Here is an 18,867-nt window from a genome sequence, read left to right on the forward strand (position 1 = left end):
GCCGGTTTGGACGTGTCACTCCGGCTTCCACTGGGTGGCCGTGAGCACGTACGTACGGAGATTGTCGTTCTCCGCCGTCTCCTTGTTGACCTTGGAGATCCACAGGTGGGTGACGGCGCCCTCACTCGACTCGATGCAGATGCCGGTGTCGGCCTTGAGAAGTGAGTCGTCCCTGATCTTGCTCAGGGGGATCGGATTCGGGAGCGCGGCCTCTTGGGCGGCGTCGCGGCACGCGGTGGGGGTGGGGCGGGGTTCGGTCGTGGTGCTGAAGGAACCGCCGTCGTCGGCCAGGCGCACGCCGTTCGTCTTGATCGGGTCCGGGCAGGCGGTGTAGGTGAGCCAGCCACCGGAATCAGGCAGGAAGCCCTGGTTGGTCTCGATCTTGAGGTCATTGATGTCGAGCGTGGTCACATCGGAGGGGCGGCACATCGTGCCGGAGCCGATGTCCTCGGCGGTGGCGATGAACTTGGGAGCCCGAAGCACCAGGCCCTTGTTCTGCGCGCTGACCTGCCACCCCGCCTCCGTCTTCGGCGCCTCCTCGCCTGCCGGTGCGTCGGCTTCCGCGCTCGCCCCGGTGTCACCGCTGCCGGAGCCGTCGGCCACCTCGGAACCGGACTTGGAGTCGCCGGACGCCGTGCTGCCGCCCTCGCCGCTGTCGTCCGCCATCAGCTGGTACGCGGCGACGGAACCACCGCTGACCGCCAGTACACCCGCGACAGCGAGCGCCGCGATCAGCGGCGTACGACGCCGCTTGGCGGCCGGAGCCGACGCGGTGGACGAGGGTGCGGAGGGCGGAGCATAGGACGGTGCGGTGGGCGCGGCGGCCATGAAGCCCTCGGCCGGAGAGTGCGCGGGGCGCGTCGGGGCCGCAGCCGCGAAGGCGGCATCCGGTGCGAGCCCGGGCTGCGTGGGTACCGGATACGCCTGCGGTGCGACGGGGGCCGGGGCGGGGGCGGCGGGAGCTGAGTGCAGGCGCATCGTCTGCTCCTGCTGCGCGATCTGCTGCGCGACGGCCGGAGGCAGCCACCAGCCCTCGTGACGCACCAACCCCCCTGTACCGGCAAGGGTGTTACAGGCCTCGATGAGCTGCGCCGGTGTCGGCCTGGCAGCAGGATCCTTGGCGAGACAGGCGGCGACGATGCCGCGCAGTTCCTCGGGACAGGCGCTCAGATCGGGCTCGTTGGAGACGATTCGGTAGAGCAGCGCCTGCGAAGCGCCGTCGCCGAACGGATGGCGGCCGGTTGCCGCGAAGTACATGACCAGGCCGAGCGCGAAGAGGTCCAGGGCAGGGGTGACCTCGCCGCCCATGGCCTGCTCGGGCGCCATGTAGGCGGGCGTGCCGAGTCGTACGTCCGTGCCTGTCAGGGCGGTGGTGTCGGCTGCGCGGGCGATACCGAAGTCGATGACGCGCGGTCCGTCGGAGGCCAGCAGGACGTTGGAGGGCTTGAGGTCGCGGTGGATGACCCCGGCCGCGTGGATGGTCTGGAGGGCCTCGGCGATGCCCGCGGTCAACTGCAACACCGTACGCAGCGGCAGCACCCCGTGCTCGTACACGGCGGAGGAAAGGGAGGGCCCGGGTACGTAACCGACGGCCAGCCAGGGCGCGGGGCCGTCGGTGTAACTGTCCAGCACCGGCGCGGTGTAGGGGCCCTGCACCCGGCGGGCGGAGGTGACCTCCTGGGTGAAGCGCCGCCGGAACTCCGGGTCCTGCGCGTACTCCCGCCTGACGACCTTCAGTGCCACCGGCTGCCCACCCCGCGTGTGCGACAGGTACACCACGCCCATGCCGCCTTCGCCCAAGCGCGCCTGAAGTCGGTAACCGGCTATCTCGCGGGCGTCGTCCGGCGCCAGGTCCTGCATGGGTGCGTCCCTCCCCGTTGGCATGAACTGGCCATGGTACGGAAGTGACAGGTGGCCATTCCAGGGAGGTCGCGTGCGGTGCCTGAGGGGGCGGTCTACTTGTCGCCGCCGCCCTTTCCGCCCCCGTCCTTCTCCTTCGTCTTCACACCATCCCGGACCTGCTTCGCCAGGTCGTCGTCGAGCTTCTTGAACTCGCGTACGACGGCGTCGGACATGTCGGCCAGCGCGTCGAGCTGCTGGTTGATGTCCTCGCGGCCGTCCTCCCAGTTGGACTCGAACTCCTCGAGCTTGTCGTAGACGCCACCGTCGCCCACGTCGTCCCGGTAGGACTCGAAGAGCTTCTTGGTGTGGTTCATGCGCCGCTTGATGTCACGCAGCCGGGTCCCGTAGTCCTCCAGCTCGCTGAGCGGAAGCGCGAGGTCGGGCTTGGCCATGTCTTCGTCCCCCTATGGTGTCTGCCGCCTACGGACCCATCAGAACGCAGGTGTGAAAGTACCGCATCCCTCTGACAGGCGGGGCTTGCCGGCGCCGACGCATGTGTTGCGTCGAGCAGCGGCGGAAGATCTCGGAAACCTGCACAGCATTCACCGCGAGGTCATGCGGAACCTGAATATCTGTCACACCTGTTTTGCGGCATGAGGCTTTGGCGGTCGGATGTCCGGCTTGGAAACCTGGTGGCAACTGTTGTGCGTGCAGCGGCGTGAACGGGTGTGTGAAGAAGTTGGAGTATTCGGTGAGTTGGTCGTCACGGGTGTGAAGTCGGGCATCGGAATGCGTCTCGCTGGGGCGGGGAGCGGCTGGCCGTGTCTTCGTGGGCGTGCTTTGATCCTGCGCACGGCGTGAGTTGCCGGTAATGGCTCCCGGTTTTGGGAATCGGGCGAACTCCGCCATTGGGAAATTCACCTTCGAAGGGAAACGCGCGTCATGAACTTCACCCCCCAGGTTGAAACCGCCGAGATCTCCGACGCCGGCTTGGACAGCGTGTCCGGCGGTCTCGCGGGCGGCGTGTCCGGTGGTCTCGCGGGCGGTGGTCTCGCGGGCGGCATGTCCGGCGGTGGCTTTCTCCAGGCCGGATCCCTCGACGTCTGCGCCGACGTCTTTGGCGCGGCCTCGGCCGAGGGAGTCGCGGGGGGCGTCAGCGTCCACGCCGGCGCTCACTGACCGCTGACGAAGCGTGGGTCGCGGGGTCGGGCCCCGGATCGCGTGGACCAGTCCGCGAAAAGCCTGAACACTTTCCAGGGAAGTGTTCAGGCTTCGCTCGTTTGAGGGGCTCGTTGCGGTTACGGCGGCGGCTTGGCGAGAGCTCCGGAACCATGGAGCGGAGGAGATGGGCGAGGGCGGTGGGGGCAGTCCTCAGCTGGGTGGTGAGGGTGTCGCTTTCGCGCAGGTGGATCGAGGCGGGGTGCTCGCAACCGCTGTCGCTCGTGTGCCGTCAGGCCTGGCGGCTTTGGTGCGGGGAGTGGTCTCGGTGGACACGTACGCCGATGCGGTCACCCCGAAGTCCACGCCGCGTCCGGGCTTCTTGTTGGGCGCTTGCGGTGTGACGCCCGTGGCGACGCCGAAGGAGACGTGCCAGCCGCTCCCATCACGGCTGACCGTGGCGTTGCGGATCGTGCCTCCCAGCGCTCGCGAGAGCCGGAAACGCACCCAGCCCAGTTTGGGCAGGCGCACTTCGGCCCAATGCCGGTTGATTTTGCGCACTCCCACCGTCTGTCCGGGCAGGGGAACCGATATGCGGTGTGCACGCTTCTTCCGTTGCGGGAAAGCTGCCGGATGATGCGGATTGAAGAAGTTTTCGTACGCCCGATCCAGGTGCCGCAAGACCTGCTGAGCGACTTGGGCGGGCAGCTCGGACAACCATGGCAGCTCTGCCCGACCCAAGGTCAGTCGTTTGCACTGCTTGCTGGCCCACAGTGTGATCCGACGCTGCTCCCACAGGTATATCCGCTGCTCAAGCGTCCATGTTCCACAGGGCGCGACAGGTGTGGCCCCAGCTGGTCAGAACCTTCAACTGATCCGCGGTGGGGTACGACCGGTAGCGGCGTCCCATGTCAGCCTTCACGACACTCATCCTACGGAGAGCGACTCATGTGTCGCAGCGTGTTTGCACGAACTGGGATCTTTCGCGACCAAGTTGGTCACATCGCGGGCATGGCGAGATCCACTTCATTGCTGCCCTGATGGAGGGGGCAGCGCACCCCTTTGGAGCCCCGGTAGGCTCAGTTCACCCCTGATCCCCATCCCCTCACACACGACACCAGGACACCCGCCATGGCGCGACGCACCACTTCCAGTTCGACGGGCAGTTCGCCGGGTCCGAGGAATCGGACGCCGCAGCCTTTGCCTCGGCGGCGGCGTACGTTCGGGGATTTCATCAAGGCGTTCTTCGCATTTATCGCCCTGATTGTTCTGCTGGTGGGGGTGCCGGGGGCGCTGGCCACGCAGATGGGGTGGCCGCTGCCGAGCGGGACGCCGAGTCTGGACTGGCTTCAGCAGGAGATCACGGCCGGCACGTTTTTGAATGTGCTGACCGTTCTCGTCTGGTTTGCCTGGGCCCAGTTCACCGCCTGCGTACTCGTGGAGATGAAGGCCGCGCTGTCCGGCGTCGGGGTGCCCAACCGGGTGCCCGGTGCCGGGCCGAGCCAGTTGCTCGCGCGGCAGCTCGTCGCCGCGTTGTTGCTGGTCGGCGCGACCGCGGCCAGTTTTGCGCCCGGACTCTCGCAGCTGGGACAGCAGTTGCAGGAGAACCAGCGGCCGACCGTCGCCGCCGCGCAGCAGACGCCCGCCGGCCTGCTGGGGCAGCAGGAGCAGGCCGCCTCCAGTGCCGCCGCCGCGGTGGCCGAGCAGGCCGCGAACGCCGCGCACGCCGCCGAGAGCGGGAGCACCGCCGACAGCGGTGACACGAAGTACTACCGGATCCAGCCGCCGGAGGGGCGCCATCACGACTCCCTCTGGGAGGTCGCCGAGCGGCACCTCGGGGACGGGCGGCGGTACAAGGAGATCTACCAGCTCAACAAGGACCGTGCGCAGCCCGACGGTTCGAGGCTCTCCGAGGCCAGTCTCATCCGGCCCGGCTGGATCCTGGAGATGCCCGGCGACGCCCGCGGCGGCGACCTCGTCGAGATGCCCGACGAGGCCCCGGAGGTGTCGAAGGAGGTCCAGCAGCAGATCTCCGACTACTCCAATACCGGGAGCGCGGAACAGCGGGGGAGTGGACAGCAAGGCGATAGCGGCAGTGGCACTGGCAGCGGGGCCGTTGATCATGACACCGCTCGGATCACCGTTCCCGAGCAGCGGCCCGGCGCTGACCAGGGTCAGCAAAGCCAAGGTCAGCAAGGCCAGCAGGAGCACGCCACCTCCGCCGCCGACGACGGTGGCTTCGGGCTGCCGCAGGCCCTCCTCGGTGCGCCCCTTCTCGCCGCAGGGCTCCTCGGGGCGCTGGGGCGCCGACGCCGTCAGGCCCTGTGGCAGTCGGCCCTCGGTGCCGTCGGCGGGCGACGCGGCATGATGGAGCCGCCGACGCCCACCGGTACGGCCGCCGATGTGCAGGACGCGTTGCTCGTGGGGGCCGACCCCGAGGGCGTACGACTTCTCGACCGGTCGCTGCGCGGGCTGGCCGCCGCGCTCGCGGAGGAGTCGCGGCCGTTGCCGACCGTGTACGCGGCCTGGATGAGCAACGGTGATTTGCACCTGCAGCTGGCACAGCCCGCCGGAAGGCCGCCGGTGCCGTGGCAGCTCGGGCAGGACCAGACGTTCTGGATGCTGGCGCGGGCCGACGCCGAGCGGTACGAGGACCTCGACACGGCGGCCCCGTACCCCGGGCTCGTCAGCCTCGGCACGATGGACGACTCGCGGCTGCTGCTCAACCTGGAATCCGTGCCCGGCATCGTCTCGCTGAGCGGCAGCCAGGAGGACCGGGCGGGCGTGTTCGCCTCCGTGGCCGCCGAGTTGGCGACCAACGGCTGGTCCGACCGCATGACGATCACGCTCGTCGGCTTCGGCCAGGACCTCACCCCCCTCGCGCCCAACCGGCTGCGCCACCTCGACGACATCGAGGCGCTCGTCGAGACCATGGAGGCGGAGACCAGGCAGCGACGCGGGGCGCTCGGCGCCGCCGGTCACGACTCCGTCCTCACGGGGCGTACGGGGCCCGCGCAGCACACTCGTTGGGCTCCGCACCTCGTACTCCTCGCCGCCGAACCGTCTGCCGAGGACGCGATCAAGCTTGCCGAACTCGCCTCCGACGCCAGCCGGTTGGGCATCGGCTATCTCGTCGGTACGGAGTCGGGGGATCTGCCCGGTGCCGCCTGGGAGATGGAGATCACCGGCGAGGGCAAGCTGCTCGCACCGCTCCTCGGGCTCGAACTCGACGCCCAGTTGCTGCCCGTGGCCCAACAGCGCGCCGTCGTCGAGCTGTTCGTCGAGGCGGATCCCGAGCGCGAGCCGAACGGTCCGGCCGCCGATCCGCCGTTCCTCGTCGACATCAGCGAGCAGGGACGGCCGGCGGTGTATGCGCGGCTTGTCGGGCCCTACGAGATCATCGGCCTCGATACGCCGGACGGTGAGCGCAGTCCGCTGCTGCACGAGGCGTTGGCGTTGCTGCTGCTGCACCGGGAGGGTGTGCATCCTCGGGTGCTGTCGTCCGCGCTGTGGCCCCGCGGGGTCACCGAGGATGTGCGGGACGCGCTGGTCGAGCGGTTGCGGGCCTGGCTGGGCAATGATCCGGACGGTACGCCGCGACTTGGCACCGACTCGACGGGGCGGCTCAAGCTGGCCAAGTCGGTTGTGTCCGACCTGGATGTGCTGCGGTCGCTGTATCACGAGGCGACTCAGGGGCGCGGGGTCGACAGCCGGGCGGTGCGGGGGCGGTTGCTGACCGATGCGTTGGTGTTGGTGCGGGGGCCCTTGCTGGCGGAGCGGCCTGCGGGGCGGTACGGGTGGCTTACGCACGAGATCATCGATGCGCAACTGCCGCTGCTCGTCGCGGACATCGGGCTTGCGTTGTCCGCGTTCCACTTGGAGAAGGGGCGGGCTGGAAAGGCCATCGAGGCGCTGAACGCGGCGCTTGGCTCCGCGCCGGGCGACGAGCGGTTGTGGCATGAGTTGCTTCGGGCCACGCATGCCACCGGTGACGAAACGCGGCTTCAGAGGCTTGCGGCGGATCTGGTTTCGCGGAGTGGGGCGCGGGGGCTGCCGCCGCGGACCGAGGCCCTGTTGGATGAATTGCTGCCCTCCTGGCGGAGTGGTGTTGCGGCCGTTGGGTGACAAGTTGCCCGGTGCTCCGGGCACAGCCCACAGTGGTAGCGGAACGATTGCCCACAGCGGTGGCGGCGGCTAGGAGCCCTTCGTGGAACTCGCGTTGATCCTCGGTGCCGCCCTCTGGGGCGGGCTTGCCGGGATGCTCGTGCCCCGTGCTGCCTATCGGCTCTCCGTCGAGCCCGAGGAGGAGTGGCGGGCTCAGTGCCCGGATGGGCATGCCATCAGCGGCTGGGTGGGGTGGGCTCGGTGTGCGGGACGGGCGTATGGGCCCGGTACGCCGCTCGTTGTCGTCGTCACCGCGCTGGTGTGTGCCGCTCTTGCCGCCGCTGCCGGTACTCGGCCCGAGCTGGGGGTATGGCTGTTGGTTGCGCCCTTTGGGGTGCTGCTGACCCTGGTGGACTTCTCGGTGCACCGGCTGCCCGACGTCGTGAATCTGCCCCTGGCTGTCGCCGTGCCCGGGCTGCTGGGGATCGTGGCGCTGGTGCCGGAGAACAACGGTGACTGGACCGGCGCGTTGCTCGGCGGGCTTGCGTACGCCGGGTGGTTCTTCGTCTGTTTTCTCATCAATCCGAACTGGGTGGCCTTCGGGGATGTGAAGGTCGGGCTCTGGCTGGGTGCCGTCCTTGGCTGGTACGGGTGGGGGGTGCTGATGCTCGGTGCGTTCGCCGGGTTCTTTCTGGCGGGGTTCTACGCGGCCGGGCTCGTCGTTATGCGCAGGGGCGGGCGCAAGACCGCGGTGCCGTACGGGCCCTTCCTCATCTCCGGCGCCTTCGTCGGCACCCTCATCGGGGCGTTCGCGGCCTGACGCGAGCCGCCCCAAAGGGCTGGCGTACGCTGGATCAGTCCGTCCACACCCTGAGGAAAGGGACCGCCCCGGTGACCGCTAAGGCCGACCTTCAGTCCGTCCTCGACCGTGCCGCCGAGGGTGGGCGGATCACCCCGGAGGAGGCGCTCGACCTCTACCGGGACGCCCCGCTGCACGCGCTGGGCGCCGCCGCCGATGCCGTACGCCGTCGCCGGTACGCGGGTACGGAGCACATCGCGACGTACATCATCGAGCGCAACATCAACTACACGAACGTATGCGTCACGGCCTGCAAGTTCTGTGCCTTCTACGCGCCGCCGAAGGCCACCGACAAGGGCTGGACGCGCGATCTGGACGACATCCTGCGGCGGTGTGCGGAGACCGTCGAGCTCGGCGGTACGCAGATCATGTTCCAGGGCGGGCATCACCCGGACTACGGCGTCGAGTACTACGAGAAGCACTTCGCCGCCATCAAGGCCGCGTACCCGCAGCTCGTCATCCACTCCCTGGGGGCGTCGGAAGTCGAGCATATGGCCCGTATCTCCAAGGTCGGCGTCGAGGAGGCGATCCAGCGGATTCACGCCGCCGGGCTCGACTCCTTCGCCGGCGCCGGTGCCGAGCTGCTGCCGGAGCGGCCCCGCAAGGCGATCGCCCCGCTGAAGGAGAGCGGTGAGCGCTGGCTGGAGATCATGGAGGCCGCCCACAACCTCGGTGTGGAGTCCACGTCCACCATGCTCATGGGTACGGGCGAGACCAACGCCGAGCGCATCGAGCATCTGCGGATGATCCGTGACGTACAGGACCGGACGGGCGGCTTCCGGGCCTTCATCCCGTACACGTACCAGCCCGAGAACAACCACCTCAAGGGTCGTACGCAGGCGACGATCTTCGAGTATCTGCGCATGATCGCCATCGCGCGGCTGTTCATGGACAACATCGCCCATATCCAGGGGTCGTGGCTCACCACCGGCAAGGAGGTCGGCCAGCTGTCGCTGCACTACGGGGCGGACGACCTCGGTTCGATCATGCTGGAGGAGAACGTCGTCTCGTCGGCCGGCGCCAAGCATCGCTCCAACCGGCTGGAGATCATCGACCTGATCCGTAAGGCCGGGCGGGTGCCGGCGCAGCGGACGACCACGTACGAGCACATCGTCGTGCATGACGACCCGGCGAACGATCCCGTCGACGAGCGGGTCCAGTCGCATATCTCGTCCACGGCGATCGCGGGCGGGACGGCTCATCCCGAGTTGAAGCTCCTCGCCTCCAACTAGCTTTCCTGTGCTGACGATTCACGCCGCGGACGAGTTCCGCCACACCTGGGACGACCCCGCTCCGGTCAAGGACGGAGCCGTCGTGGTGGAAGGGGTACGGGTCGCGGCGACGGGTCCGCTCGCGGACCTCCAGGAACGCTTCCCGGGCGCTCGCGTACGGCGGTGGCCCGGGGTTCTCGGGCCCGCCCTGGTCCACGAGGGGCCGCTGCCCGAGGCGCCTACGCCTCGGGAACGGTTGCACGCGGTGCTGAAGCTCGGGGCGGTGACGGTTCTGGAGGAGTACGCCGACACGCCCGAACTCCGGGCCGCCGCCGAGCGCAACGACGTGGTCGTCCTCGCGCGCGCGGCGCGACGGCCCGCGGTCCTCCGGACCGGGCGCGCCGACCTCGCCGTCTTCGACGAGACCGGCGCGTGTGTCGCGACCGTCTGCGCGGGGCGGCTGGTGCACCGGCGCAGATAGCGGTCAGCCCGAGAACGCCTCCGCGAACGCGCCCGAACGCTGCTTGATCCCGCTGCAGTCGGTCTGCGCGACGTTCGCCTTCGCCTTGCCGCGCGCGCACTGCCGGTCACGGGCCGCCGCCCACATCGACACCCACGCAACGTCCTTCTCCTCGGCGAACGACCGGACCTGGGCCGCGTCGGACAACGTGAACGTCTCGTTGTCGACGTCGTTGACGCCGATCATCGAGGTGAGCGCGAGGCCGTTCCAGGCCTCCTCGGACGAGAGGCCGAAGATTTTCTTCAGCTGGCCGTGGGTCGCCTTGGCCGCCTTGATCGCGTAGGTGCCCATGTCGCCGTCGAACGAACTGCCGTAGTTCATCGTCATGATGTTGACCGTGGAGACCTGTACGCCGTTGCTGTTGGCGGACTTCAGCAGGGCCCGGCTGTCCTTGTTGAGGCCGTGCGGCATCACCGGCAGCGTGAAGGACACCCGGACCTCGGGGCGCTGCTTCTGGAGCAGGGCGATGGCCTTGGAACGCACGGCCACCGACTTGGAGTCGCCCAACGGGTCGCCCTCGATGTCGAAGTCGGCCTCTGTCGCACCGGCCGCGTCGAGCGCGGTCGCGTAGGCGCTGGCCAGCTTGGAGACGCTCTTGCAGGTCGTGGCGAGCTCCTTGCCGGAGGCTCCGCCGAAGGAGACCCGCACGCTGCCACCGGACGACTTCAGCGCCGAGATCCTGGACTTCACCGTCGAGTTGCCGATGCCGTACTCGCCCCACGTCGGCGTGCAGCCGCCGCGGCCCGCGATCACGAAGGCCAGGTTGAAGGCCGACGGGGAGCCCGCAGATTCGTTGTCGGAGGCCGCGGTGGCGCTGATGTACGGGACAAACGCGGCATTCGGTAAGGGCGTCTCCGACGGTGACCGTGACGGCGTCTCCTGCGAGGCCTCCGTGGAGGGGGCGGGCGTTCTGGGAAGTGTGGGGGCCGCCTGTGGGGGTGACGGTTCCGAGGAGCAGCCCGTACAGGTCAGCGCCGTCGCGAAGACAAGCCCGGCAGCCGGTTTCAGGAGACTCCTCATTGCACATCCACCTCTCTTGTGACGTACGTCGGGATCTCTCGTGACGTACGTCGGAGAACGGGCAACGTCTCACAAGCGGCCGGTCTTCACGATGACAAGACGGACGCTCCCAGGGAGTGCTCAGGTTCCTCGCGGAGTCGAGGGCTCTCGGGCGCTCGGCGTCGATCCACGCCCGGGCCGGGCAGGCCGGGCGTCCCAGCTCTGTTCTCGGCTGCCACAATGGGCCCGTGACCCGCGCTTCCCTGAACAAGCAGCCGCACGAAGTCGCCTCGATGTTCGACGACGTGGCGGAACGGTACGACCTGACGAACGACGTGCTGTCGCTCGGCCAGGACCGGCGGTGGCGCAAGGAGGTCGCGAAGGCGGTGGACGCGCGGCCCGCGCAGAAGGTGCTGGACCTGGCGGCGGGCACGGCCACCTCGTCCCTGCCCTTCGTACGGACGGGGGCGTATGTCGTGCCGTGCGACTTCTCCCTCGGGATGCTCCGGGTCGGCAAGAAGCGCCACCCCTGGCTGCCGCTGACGGCGGGCGACGCGACGAGGCTGCCCTTCAAGGACGACACCTTCGACGCGGTGACGATCTCCTTCGGCCTGCGGAACGTCCAGGACACGGACGCGGCCCTGCGCGAGCTGTACCGGGTGACCAGGCCGGGCGGGCGCGTGGTGATCTGCGAGTTCTCGCACCCCACGTGGGCGCCCTTCCGTACCGTGTACACGGAGTACCTGATGCGCGCGCTGCCGCCGGTCGCGAGGGCGGTGTCCTCCAACCCCGACGCGTACGTCTATCTCGCCGAGTCCATCCGCGCCTGGCCCGACCAGCCGGCACTGGCCGAGCGCCTGCGCAAGGCCGGCTGGTCGAAGGTGGCCTGGCGCGATCTCACCGGCGGGATCGTGGCGCTGCACCGGGGCTTCAAGTCCGCCTGACCGTTGCGGGACCTGTTTCACCACCGCTACGGACCCGGCTACCTCAGGACCTCGAACGGGTCGCCCGGCGCGTCGAGTTCGCGCTGCAGCCCGCCGGACGGCGGTCGTGGCAGCCGCGGCTCGCGCACCCCCGCGCCTCCGCCGCCCTCTCCTTCACCGAAGTCGAACCACACGGTGACGAAGGCACCGGGTGGCACCACGGTGCCGGGCGGCGGGTACTGGCGTACGACGTAGTCGACGACGGTCAGATGGAAGTCGGGCCGGTCGGGCGCGGCGAGCATCACGCCACGTGCCTCGGCCGTCTCGCGCGCGTCCACGGCCATCAGGCCGACGAGCCGCGGTACACGCACATCGGGTGGTTTGCGCACAGACGTCACCCCCAGCGGTACCGGAAGAGTAAGCCCTGCCGCGCGCTGCCGGAAGCCGGGCGCCGCCGGAAGGCGTCCCCCGGCCCCGGAGGCAGGCCTGCTTGGCGTCACCCGGTCTCGGGGCCCGTCCCGGGAGCCGTCGCCCGTGCAGAGGTCCAGCCGCTGGCAGTGGCCCGTCTCAGAGGTCCAGCCGGTAGCAGTGGCCCGTCTGCTGCGAGGCCGGCGAGGTGAACCTCTCGACCAGGGTCATACCCAGGCGTCTGGTCACCGCGATGGAGCGTTCGTTACGGGAGTTGACCATCGCCACCACGCTGGGGACGTTTGCCGCCCGCAGCCGGTCGATCGTGCTCCACGCGGCAGCGGTGACGTATCCCTTGCCCCAGTACACCCGCCCGAGCCGCCACCCGATCTCGATCTCGCCCTTCGGACCCCAGGCGTGCGGCCACGGCTGGGCGCCCGTGAAGCCGATGACGTCGTCCTTCTCGTCGAGCATGGTCCAGAAGCAGAAGCCGTGCTCGGCGTCGTGCCGGCGCTGCCGCGCGGTCAGCTCCTCGTAGACGGACAGCTCGGCCGGCTTTCCGCCGTGGAACTCCATCACGTCCGGGTCGTCGAAGATCCGGTGCCAGGCGAAGGCGTCCTCGTCGGTGGGGACGCGCAGTCGTACCACGGGGGAAGGTCGGTTCATGGAGCGGCCCTTCAGCAGGGTGATCAGTACCGCTGAATAGACTGCCCATGTCCAGTGCCCGTCGGCACGTTGATTTCGAGTCTTGGGGAGACCCCACCGTGACCGAGCCCCAGCCCCTCTCCGAACACACCGCCGATGTGATCGTCGTCGGGGCCGGGCCAGCCGGTTCCACCACCGCGTACTACCTCGCGAAGGCCGGACTCGATGTCCTGCTGCTGGAGAAGACCGCGTTTCCGCGGGAAAAGGTCTGCGGCGACGGGCTGACGCCCCGCGCGACCAAGCAGCTCGTCTCGATGGGCATCGACATCTCCGAGGAGGCGGGCTGGCTCCGGAACAAGGGGCTTCGCATCATCGGCGGCGGTGTCCGCCTCCAGCTGGACTGGCCGGATCTCGCCGCCTACCCCGACTACGGGCTCGTACGAAAGCGGGACGACTTCGACGAGCAGCTGGCGCGGCAGGCGCAGAAGGCGGGCGCCCGGCTGTACGAGCGCTGCAATGTGGGCGCCCCGATCGTCGACGACCGTACGGGCCGCATCACCGGCGTGCACGCGAAGCTCGGCGACGCCGACTCGAAGGAGAAGCGCGCGGTCACCTTTCACGCCCCGCTGGTCGTGGCGGCCGACGGCAACTCGACCCGGCTGTCTCTGGCCATGGGGCTGCACCGGCGCGACGACCGGCCGATGGGCGTCGCGGTGCGTACGTACTTCACGTCCCCGCGCCACGAGGACGACTACCTGGAGTCCTGGCTTGAGCTGTGGGACCGGCGCGGTCCGGGCGAGGACCGGCTGCTGCCCGGCTACGGCTGGATCTTCGGCATGGGCGACGGCACTTCGAACGTAGGCCTGGGTGTCCTCAACACCTCTTCCTCCTTCAAGGAGCTGGACTGGCGCGAGGTGCTGAAGGCCTGGTGCGCGTCGATGCCGGAGGAATGGGGCTACACCCCGGACAACATGACGATCCCGATCCGCGGCGCCGCCCTGCCCATGGCCTTCAACCGTCAACCGCACTACACGAAGGGCCTGTTGCTCGTCGGCGACGCGGGCGGCATGGTGAACCCCTTCAACGGCGAGGGCATCGCGTACGCCATGGAGTCCGGCCAGATCGCCGCCGACGTGATCGTCCAGGCGCACGCCCGCGCGACCCCCGCCCAGCGGGAACTCGCGCTCCAGCGCTACCCGAAGGTGCTCAAGGAGACCTACGGCGGCTACTACAACCTCGGGCGCGCCTTCGTGAAGCTCATCGGCAACCCGAGGGTCATGAAGATCGCGACGCAGCGCGGACTCACACACCCGGTGCTGATGAAGTTCACGCTGAAGATGCTCGCCAACCTGACCGACCCGACGGGCGGCGACGCGATGGACCGCATCATCAACGGGCTGAGCAAGGTGGCGCCCAAGGCGTGACCGCCACGCGCAATGAGGGCCGCTTCCCCCTGTGGGGAAGCGGCCCTTCACCGTTGAGCGACCGGAGCGACCGGAGCGACCGGAGGCGGGGAGGCGGACGCCCAGGTCCGGTCAGAGCACGCGCACCGCGCCGCTCGCCGGGTAGCCCGACAGCTCCTGGATGACGACGCCCTTGCTGGGGTTCGCGGCGTCCAGGTACTTGCCACCGCCGATGTAGACACCCGTGTGGTACGCGGAGCCCTTGCCGCCCCAGTACAGGATGTCGCCGACCTGGATGTCGGACAGCGGGACGTCGGTCCCGACCGTCGACTGGTCCTGCGAGACGCGCGGCAGGTCCACGCCGACCTGCTTGAACGCGGCCTGGACCAGGCTGGAGCAGTCCCATGCGTTGGGGCCTGTGGCGCCCAGGACGTAGGCGTCGCCGACCTGCGCCTTGAGGAAGTTGATGACCGTACCGACGCTGCCGCTCGCCGGCGCCGGGACATCGGTCTCGGAGCTCGAGGGCGCGGAGGCGTTCAGGGTGGTCCGCTCGGCGGACCGCGAGGCGGCGGCCTCCGCGGCGGCCCTGCGCTCGGCCTCGGCCTTCTTCTTGGCCTCCGCCTTCTTCTTCGCCTGGGCGAGGTCGGCCTTGGCCTGCTTGGCGGCCTTGGCGGCGGCCGCGTCACGCTCGGCCAGCAGCTCGTAGTCGGCCGCGGCCTGCTGGGTGGCAGCCGCGGACTCGGCCACGGTCGCGGACAGGTCGGCCGTGAGCGTGGGCAGTTCGATCGTCTGGGTCACGGGCTCGGACGCGTTCGCCGATCCGGCCGCAGCGCCCACTGCCAGGGTGCTGAGGACGCCACCGGCAACTCCGGCACGCATCGCGAGCTTGGAACTGCTGCGAGGCCGGGGTTTCCGGTGGCTGGGTATGTGAGCGGTGTGGGGCATGAGTCCAACCGGTATCAGGGGCTCCTCCATATCTTCAAGAAACGTGTGGTGCGCCACAGTTGTTCAATGGGCCGCCCAAATTCGGGAAGTGGCGTTCCTTATTGACGCCGTACCGGGCAAAGCGGACACCGCCCAACCGGCCTCTGAGCAAGCTCTTTTCGCATTACGTCCGAATTGCCCGTCACCTACCACTCGTTGAGACCGATGGCCAAGCCCCGCTTATGTGCCAGGGCTTCGAGTGTGACGCAGGTCACGGAATGACCATCTCGGCGGATGCGTCACGCCGTCTGGGTCTCGGTCGGGTCTCAAGTTCGTGTTCCGCTCGTGAACGGATGCACGCTCTCGCGTCTGTCCACACCGGTGTGCCAACTCCCCCCGAAGTGTGAACGAGTTCCTCTATCAAGCGCTGAAGTCCAGCGCCAATTTGCCTGCGGTGGCTGCCTCTTGATATTGGCCCGCACTGCCGGACCTGCGTTAATGAGCGAAATTGTCACTTCTGGTGATCACTCGGACGCTTCCTGGGTGAAGATCGGTACGCCTCCGACTTCATGATCCAGTGCCAGGTGGTGGAGATCACAAAGGCGTTGTCGTACCCCGTGTCGCAGATCACAGACCGGCAGGCATAGGATGCGTGGCAGTTGGGCTTGTGACCTGCTTCACATGTACGCGATCTTCGTGAAGCCGCACGGGGCTTGCGAGTCTCGTGAAGCCGACGGAGCCTGTGGGCTTCGTGGGGCAGGTGAAGCCCGACGGACCCCCAGCCTCTGGCCGGGGGACCCCAAGCAGTCAATGCCGACTGAGAGGAGCGAGGAGCGGTGAACGCGTATGCGCCCATCCTCGTACTGGGAGCCCTCGGGGCAGGCTTTGCGATCTTCTCCGTGGTCATGGCCACGCTTATCGGTCCAAAGCGGTACAACCGGGCCAAACTCGAGGCCTACGAGTGCGGTATCGAGCCGACCCCCACGCCGGCCGGCGGCGGGCGGTTCCCGATCAAGTACTACCTGACGGCGATGCTCTTCATCATTTTCGATATCGAGATCGTCTTCCTCTATCCCTGGGCCGTCACCTTCGACGCCCTTGGGGTATTCGGGCTCGTGGAGATGCTGCTCTTCGTGCTCACCGTCTTCGTCGCGTACGCGTACGTATGGCGGCGCGGCGGCCTGGAATGGGACTGAACCCCGGATAGGGGACAGAGGAGCCACTGAGCATGGGACTCGAAGAAAAGCTGCCGAGCGGTTTCCTGCTGACCACCGTCGAGCAGGCCGCTGGGTGGGTGCGCAAGTCGTCCGTCTTTCCCGCCACCTTCGGCCTCGCCTGCTGCGCCATCGAGATGATGACGACCGGTGCGGGCCGCTACGACCTGGCGCGCTTCGGCATGGAGGTCTTCCGCGGCTCACCGCGCCAGGCCGACCTGATGATCGTCGCCGGACGTGTCAGCCAGAAGATGGCGCCGGTGCTGCGGCAGGTCTATGACCAGATGCCGAACCCGAAGTGGGTGATCTCCATGGGGGTCTGTGCGTCGTCGGGCGGGATGTTCAACAACTACGCGATCGTGCAGGGCGTCGATCACATCGTCCCTGTCGACATCTATCTGCCCGGCTGTCCGCCACGGCCCGAGATGCTGATGGACGCGATTCTCAAGCTGCACCAGAAGATCCAGACCTCGAAGCTCGGCGTGAACGCCGAGGAGGCGGCCCGCGAGGCGGAGGAAGCGGCGCTCAAGGCGCTCCCCACCATCGAGATGAAGGGCCTGCTGCGGTGAGCGACGGACACGACAAAGGCAGCAACGGGGTCAACCCCGAGAAGGACCTGGCCGCCTCCAACCTTCCCGGCCAGCGCGGCGACCAGGGCGAGGAGATCCGCGTCCAGCGCGGCATGTTCGGCGCCAACAACGGCGGCGACACCTCGGGCTACGGCGGCCTGGTCCGCTCCGTCCGGCTGCCGGGGCCCGCCACCCGACCGTACGGCGGCTGGTTCGACGAGGTCGCCGACGAGCTGGAGGGCGCCCTGGAGGAACAGGGACTCGTCCCCGAGAACGCCATCGAGAAGACGGTCGTCGACCGCGACGAGATCACCTTCCACATCGAACGCGAGCACCTGGTCCGCGTCGCGCAGACCCTGCGCGACGACCCGGCCCTCCGCTTCGAGCTGTGCACCGGGGTGAGCGGGGTCCACTACCCCGGCGACAAGGGCCGCGAGCTGCACGCCGTCTACCACCTGCGCTCGATCACTCACAACCGGCTGATCCGCGTCGAAGTCAGCGCCCCGGACGCTGAGCCGCACATCCCGTCTCTGGTCTCCGTCTATCCGACGAACGACTGGCACGAACGCGAGACGTACGACTTCTTCGGCATCGTCTTCGACGGTCACCCGGCCCTGACGCGGATCATGATGCCGGACGACTGGCAGGGCTTCCCGCAGCGCAAGGACTACCCCCTCGGCGGCATCCCCGTCGAGTACAAGGGCGCCCAGATCCCGGCTCCGGACCAGCGGAGGTCCTACTCATGAGCACGCAGTCAGCAGCCGCACGCGAGACCACGGAAGGCACCGTCTACACGGTCACCGGTGGCGACTGGGACGAGGTCGTCCAGACCGCGGCCCGGGCCGACGACGAGCGCATCGTCGTCAACATGGGCCCGCAGCACCCGTCCACCCACGGCGTGCTCCGGCTGATCCTGGAGATCGACGGCGAGACGGTCACCGAGGCCCGCTGCGGAATCGGTTATCTGCACACCGGCATCGAGAAGAACCTCGAGTTCCGTACGTGGACACAGGGCACGACCTTCGTGACGCGCATGGATTACCTGACGTCGTTCTTCAACGAGACCGGGTACTGCCTCGCCGTCGAGAAGCTCCTCGGCATCGAGGAGCAGGTCCCCGACCGCGCCTCCATCATCCGCGTGCTCCTGATGGAGCTGAACCGGCTCTCCTCGCACCTGGTGTGCATCGCCACCGGCGGCATGGAACTCGGCGCCACCACGATCATGATCTACGGCTTCCGTGATCGTGAACTCGTTCTCGACATCTACGAGTTGATCACCGGCCTGCGCATGAACCACGCGTACATCCGGCCCGGTGGCCTCGCTCAGGACCTGCCTCCGGGCGCGGTGGACCAGATCCGCGAGTTCGTGAAGAAGATGAGGAAGAACCTTCCCGAGTACGACAAGCTCGCCACCGGGAACCCCGTCTTCAAGGCCCGTATGCAGGACATCGGCTACCTCGACCTGGCCGGCTGCATGGCCCTCGGCGCCACCGGCCCGATCCTCCGCTCGGCCGGTCTCCCGCACGACCTGCGCAAGGCGCAGCCGTACTGCGGCTACGAGACGTACGACTTCGATGTCCCGACCGCCGACACCTGCGACGCGTACGGGCGCTTCCTGATCCGCCTGGAGGAGATGCGCCAGTCGCTGCGGATCATCGAGCAGTGCCTGGACCGGCTGGAGCCCGGGCCGGTCATGGTCGCCGACAAGAAGATCGCCTGGCCCGCCCAGCTGGCCCTCGGCCCGGACGGCCTGGGCAACTCCCTCGACCACATCAAGCAGATCATGGGCACCTCCATGGAGTCCCTGATCCACCACTTCAAGCTGGTGACCGAGGGCTTCAGGGTCCCGCCCGGCCAGGCGTACGCCGCCGTCGAGTCGCCCAAGGGCGAACTCGGGGTGCATGCCGTGTCCGACGGCGGCACCCGCCCCTACCGGGTCCACTACCGCGACCCGTCCTTCACCAATCTGCAGGCCATGGCGGCGATGTGCGAGGGCGGCCAGGTCGCCGACGTCATCGTCGCCGTCGCGTCCATCGACCCCGTGATGGGAGGCGTCGACCGGTGACCACCACTCCTTCCGAGCAGGGC

General features: G+C 68.5%; 19 protein-coding genes. 11 read left to right on the forward strand and 8 right to left on the reverse strand.

All coding sequences use genetic code 11. The features are described 5' to 3' along the window. Positions 1–15: 15 nt before the first annotated feature. Positions 16–1,860 carry a serine/threonine-protein kinase gene (locus tag ACFYO0_RS29175; RefSeq protein ID WP_388681928.1) on the reverse strand — a complete coding sequence of 615 codons (1,845 nt, stop codon included), beginning with the start codon at positions 1,858–1,860 and terminating at the stop codon, positions 16–18. A 95-nt stretch (positions 1,861–1,955) separates the two neighbouring features. Next, on the reverse strand, positions 1,956–2,294 hold the full coding sequence (locus tag ACFYO0_RS29180; protein ID WP_386340680.1) for a hypothetical protein: 339 nt from the start codon (positions 2,292–2,294) through the stop codon (positions 1,956–1,958). 490 nt (positions 2,295–2,784) lie between these two features. On the opposite strand from ACFYO0_RS29180, the gene ACFYO0_RS29185 reads away from it, so the two are divergent. Continuing rightward, positions 2,785–3,021, forward strand: a complete 237-nt coding sequence (locus tag ACFYO0_RS29185; protein WP_388681931.1) for a hypothetical protein — start codon at positions 2,785–2,787, stop codon at positions 3,019–3,021. Between the two features lie 192 nt (positions 3,022–3,213). Here ACFYO0_RS29185 and ACFYO0_RS29190 read toward each other — a convergent pair whose 3' ends face one another. Next, positions 3,214–3,717 carry a hypothetical protein gene (locus ACFYO0_RS29190; RefSeq protein WP_388681934.1) on the reverse strand — a complete coding sequence of 168 codons (504 nt, stop codon included), beginning with the start codon at positions 3,715–3,717 and terminating at the stop codon, positions 3,214–3,216. 94 nt (positions 3,718–3,811) lie between these two features. After that, positions 3,812–3,922 carry a helix-turn-helix domain-containing protein gene (locus tag ACFYO0_RS29195; protein ID WP_388681937.1) on the reverse strand — a complete coding sequence of 37 codons (111 nt, stop codon included), beginning with the start codon at positions 3,920–3,922 and terminating at the stop codon, positions 3,812–3,814. A 209-nt stretch (positions 3,923–4,131) separates the two neighbouring features. Between ACFYO0_RS29195 and ACFYO0_RS29200 the strand changes: the two genes are divergently transcribed. The 4 genes from ACFYO0_RS29200 to ACFYO0_RS29215 all read left to right on the forward strand — a co-directional run bounded on the left by ACFYO0_RS29200 (position 4,132) and on the right by ACFYO0_RS29215 (position 9,655). Continuing rightward, positions 4,132–7,125 (forward strand): BTAD domain-containing putative transcriptional regulator, encoded by a 2,994-nt coding sequence (locus tag ACFYO0_RS29200; RefSeq protein WP_388681940.1) that lies wholly within the window; start codon positions 4,132–4,134, stop codon positions 7,123–7,125. Positions 7,126–7,258: 133 nt separating this feature from the next. Further along, a complete protein-coding gene (locus ACFYO0_RS29205) occupies positions 7,259–7,924 on the forward strand; it encodes a prepilin peptidase (protein ID WP_388682268.1) in 666 nt (221 codons plus the stop codon). Between the two features lie 71 nt (positions 7,925–7,995). After that, the gene (gene mqnC / locus ACFYO0_RS29210) at positions 7,996–9,195 is read left to right on the forward strand and encodes a cyclic dehypoxanthinyl futalosine synthase (RefSeq protein ID WP_388681943.1); all 1,200 of its coding nucleotides are present in this window, start codon (positions 7,996–7,998) and stop codon (positions 9,193–9,195) included. A gap of 7 nt (positions 9,196–9,202) precedes the next feature. After that, the gene (locus ACFYO0_RS29215; RefSeq protein WP_388681946.1) at positions 9,203–9,655 is read left to right on the forward strand and encodes a hypothetical protein; all 453 of its coding nucleotides are present in this window, start codon (positions 9,203–9,205) and stop codon (positions 9,653–9,655) included. 3 nt (positions 9,656–9,658) lie between these two features. On the opposite strand, the gene ACFYO0_RS29220 is transcribed toward ACFYO0_RS29215, so the two are convergent. Next, entirely contained in the window at positions 9,659–10,714 is a 1,056-nt protein-coding gene (locus ACFYO0_RS29220) for a hydrolase (RefSeq protein ID WP_388681948.1), read from the reverse strand. 227 nt (positions 10,715–10,941) lie between these two features. Between ACFYO0_RS29220 and ACFYO0_RS29225 the strand changes: the two genes are divergently transcribed. Beyond that, positions 10,942–11,637, forward strand: a complete 696-nt coding sequence (locus ACFYO0_RS29225) for a demethylmenaquinone methyltransferase (RefSeq protein WP_388681951.1) — start codon at positions 10,942–10,944, stop codon at positions 11,635–11,637. Positions 11,638–11,675: 38 nt separating this feature from the next. Here ACFYO0_RS29225 and ACFYO0_RS29230 read toward each other — a convergent pair whose 3' ends face one another. Together ACFYO0_RS29230 and ACFYO0_RS29235 are read right to left on the reverse strand one after the other, a co-directional pair. Beyond that, on the reverse strand, positions 11,676–12,014 hold the full coding sequence (locus ACFYO0_RS29230) for a PASTA domain-containing protein (protein WP_388681954.1): 339 nt from the start codon (positions 12,012–12,014) through the stop codon (positions 11,676–11,678). A gap of 169 nt (positions 12,015–12,183) precedes the next feature. Then, positions 12,184–12,690, reverse strand: coding sequence for a GNAT family N-acetyltransferase (locus ACFYO0_RS29235; protein WP_388681957.1), 507 nt, complete (start codon positions 12,688–12,690; stop codon positions 12,184–12,186). Positions 12,691–12,788: 98 nt separating this feature from the next. On the opposite strand from ACFYO0_RS29235, the gene ACFYO0_RS29240 reads away from it, so the two are divergent. Next, on the forward strand, positions 12,789–14,093 hold the full coding sequence (locus ACFYO0_RS29240; protein WP_388681961.1) for a geranylgeranyl reductase family protein: 1,305 nt from the start codon (positions 12,789–12,791) through the stop codon (positions 14,091–14,093). Between the two features lie 111 nt (positions 14,094–14,204). Here the strand turns inward: ACFYO0_RS29240 and ACFYO0_RS29245 are convergent, their stop codons facing one another. After that, a complete protein-coding gene (locus tag ACFYO0_RS29245; RefSeq protein ID WP_388681964.1) occupies positions 14,205–15,047 on the reverse strand; it encodes a C40 family peptidase in 843 nt (280 codons plus the stop codon). Between the two features lie 785 nt (positions 15,048–15,832). Between ACFYO0_RS29245 and ACFYO0_RS29250 the strand changes: the two genes are divergently transcribed. The 4 genes from ACFYO0_RS29250 to ACFYO0_RS29265 are packed head-to-tail and all read left to right on the forward strand — an operon-like array spanning position 15,833 to position 18,844. After that, positions 15,833–16,192, forward strand: coding sequence for an NADH-quinone oxidoreductase subunit A (locus ACFYO0_RS29250; protein WP_033319564.1), 360 nt, complete (start codon positions 15,833–15,835; stop codon positions 16,190–16,192). A gap of 32 nt (positions 16,193–16,224) precedes the next feature. Beyond that, positions 16,225–16,779: an NADH-quinone oxidoreductase subunit B family protein gene (locus ACFYO0_RS29255; RefSeq protein WP_010041554.1), complete on the forward strand. Its 555-nt coding sequence runs from the start codon at positions 16,225–16,227 to the stop codon at positions 16,777–16,779. Further along, positions 16,776–17,525 (forward strand): NADH-quinone oxidoreductase subunit C, encoded by a 750-nt coding sequence (locus ACFYO0_RS29260; RefSeq protein ID WP_388681968.1) that lies wholly within the window; start codon positions 16,776–16,778, stop codon positions 17,523–17,525. Before ACFYO0_RS29255 ends, ACFYO0_RS29260 begins: the two co-directional genes overlap by 4 nt. After that, positions 17,522–18,844 carry an NADH-quinone oxidoreductase subunit D gene (locus tag ACFYO0_RS29265; protein WP_388681971.1) on the forward strand — a complete coding sequence of 441 codons (1,323 nt, stop codon included), beginning with the start codon at positions 17,522–17,524 and terminating at the stop codon, positions 18,842–18,844. Before ACFYO0_RS29260 ends, ACFYO0_RS29265 begins: the two co-directional genes overlap by 4 nt. Positions 18,845–18,867 lie beyond the last annotated feature (23 nt).

It is taken from the genome of Streptomyces sp. NPDC006365 (assembly GCF_042870755.1).
In the GTDB taxonomy this organism is placed as follows: Bacteria; Actinomycetota; Actinomycetes; order Streptomycetales; family Streptomycetaceae; genus Streptomyces; species Streptomyces xiangluensis.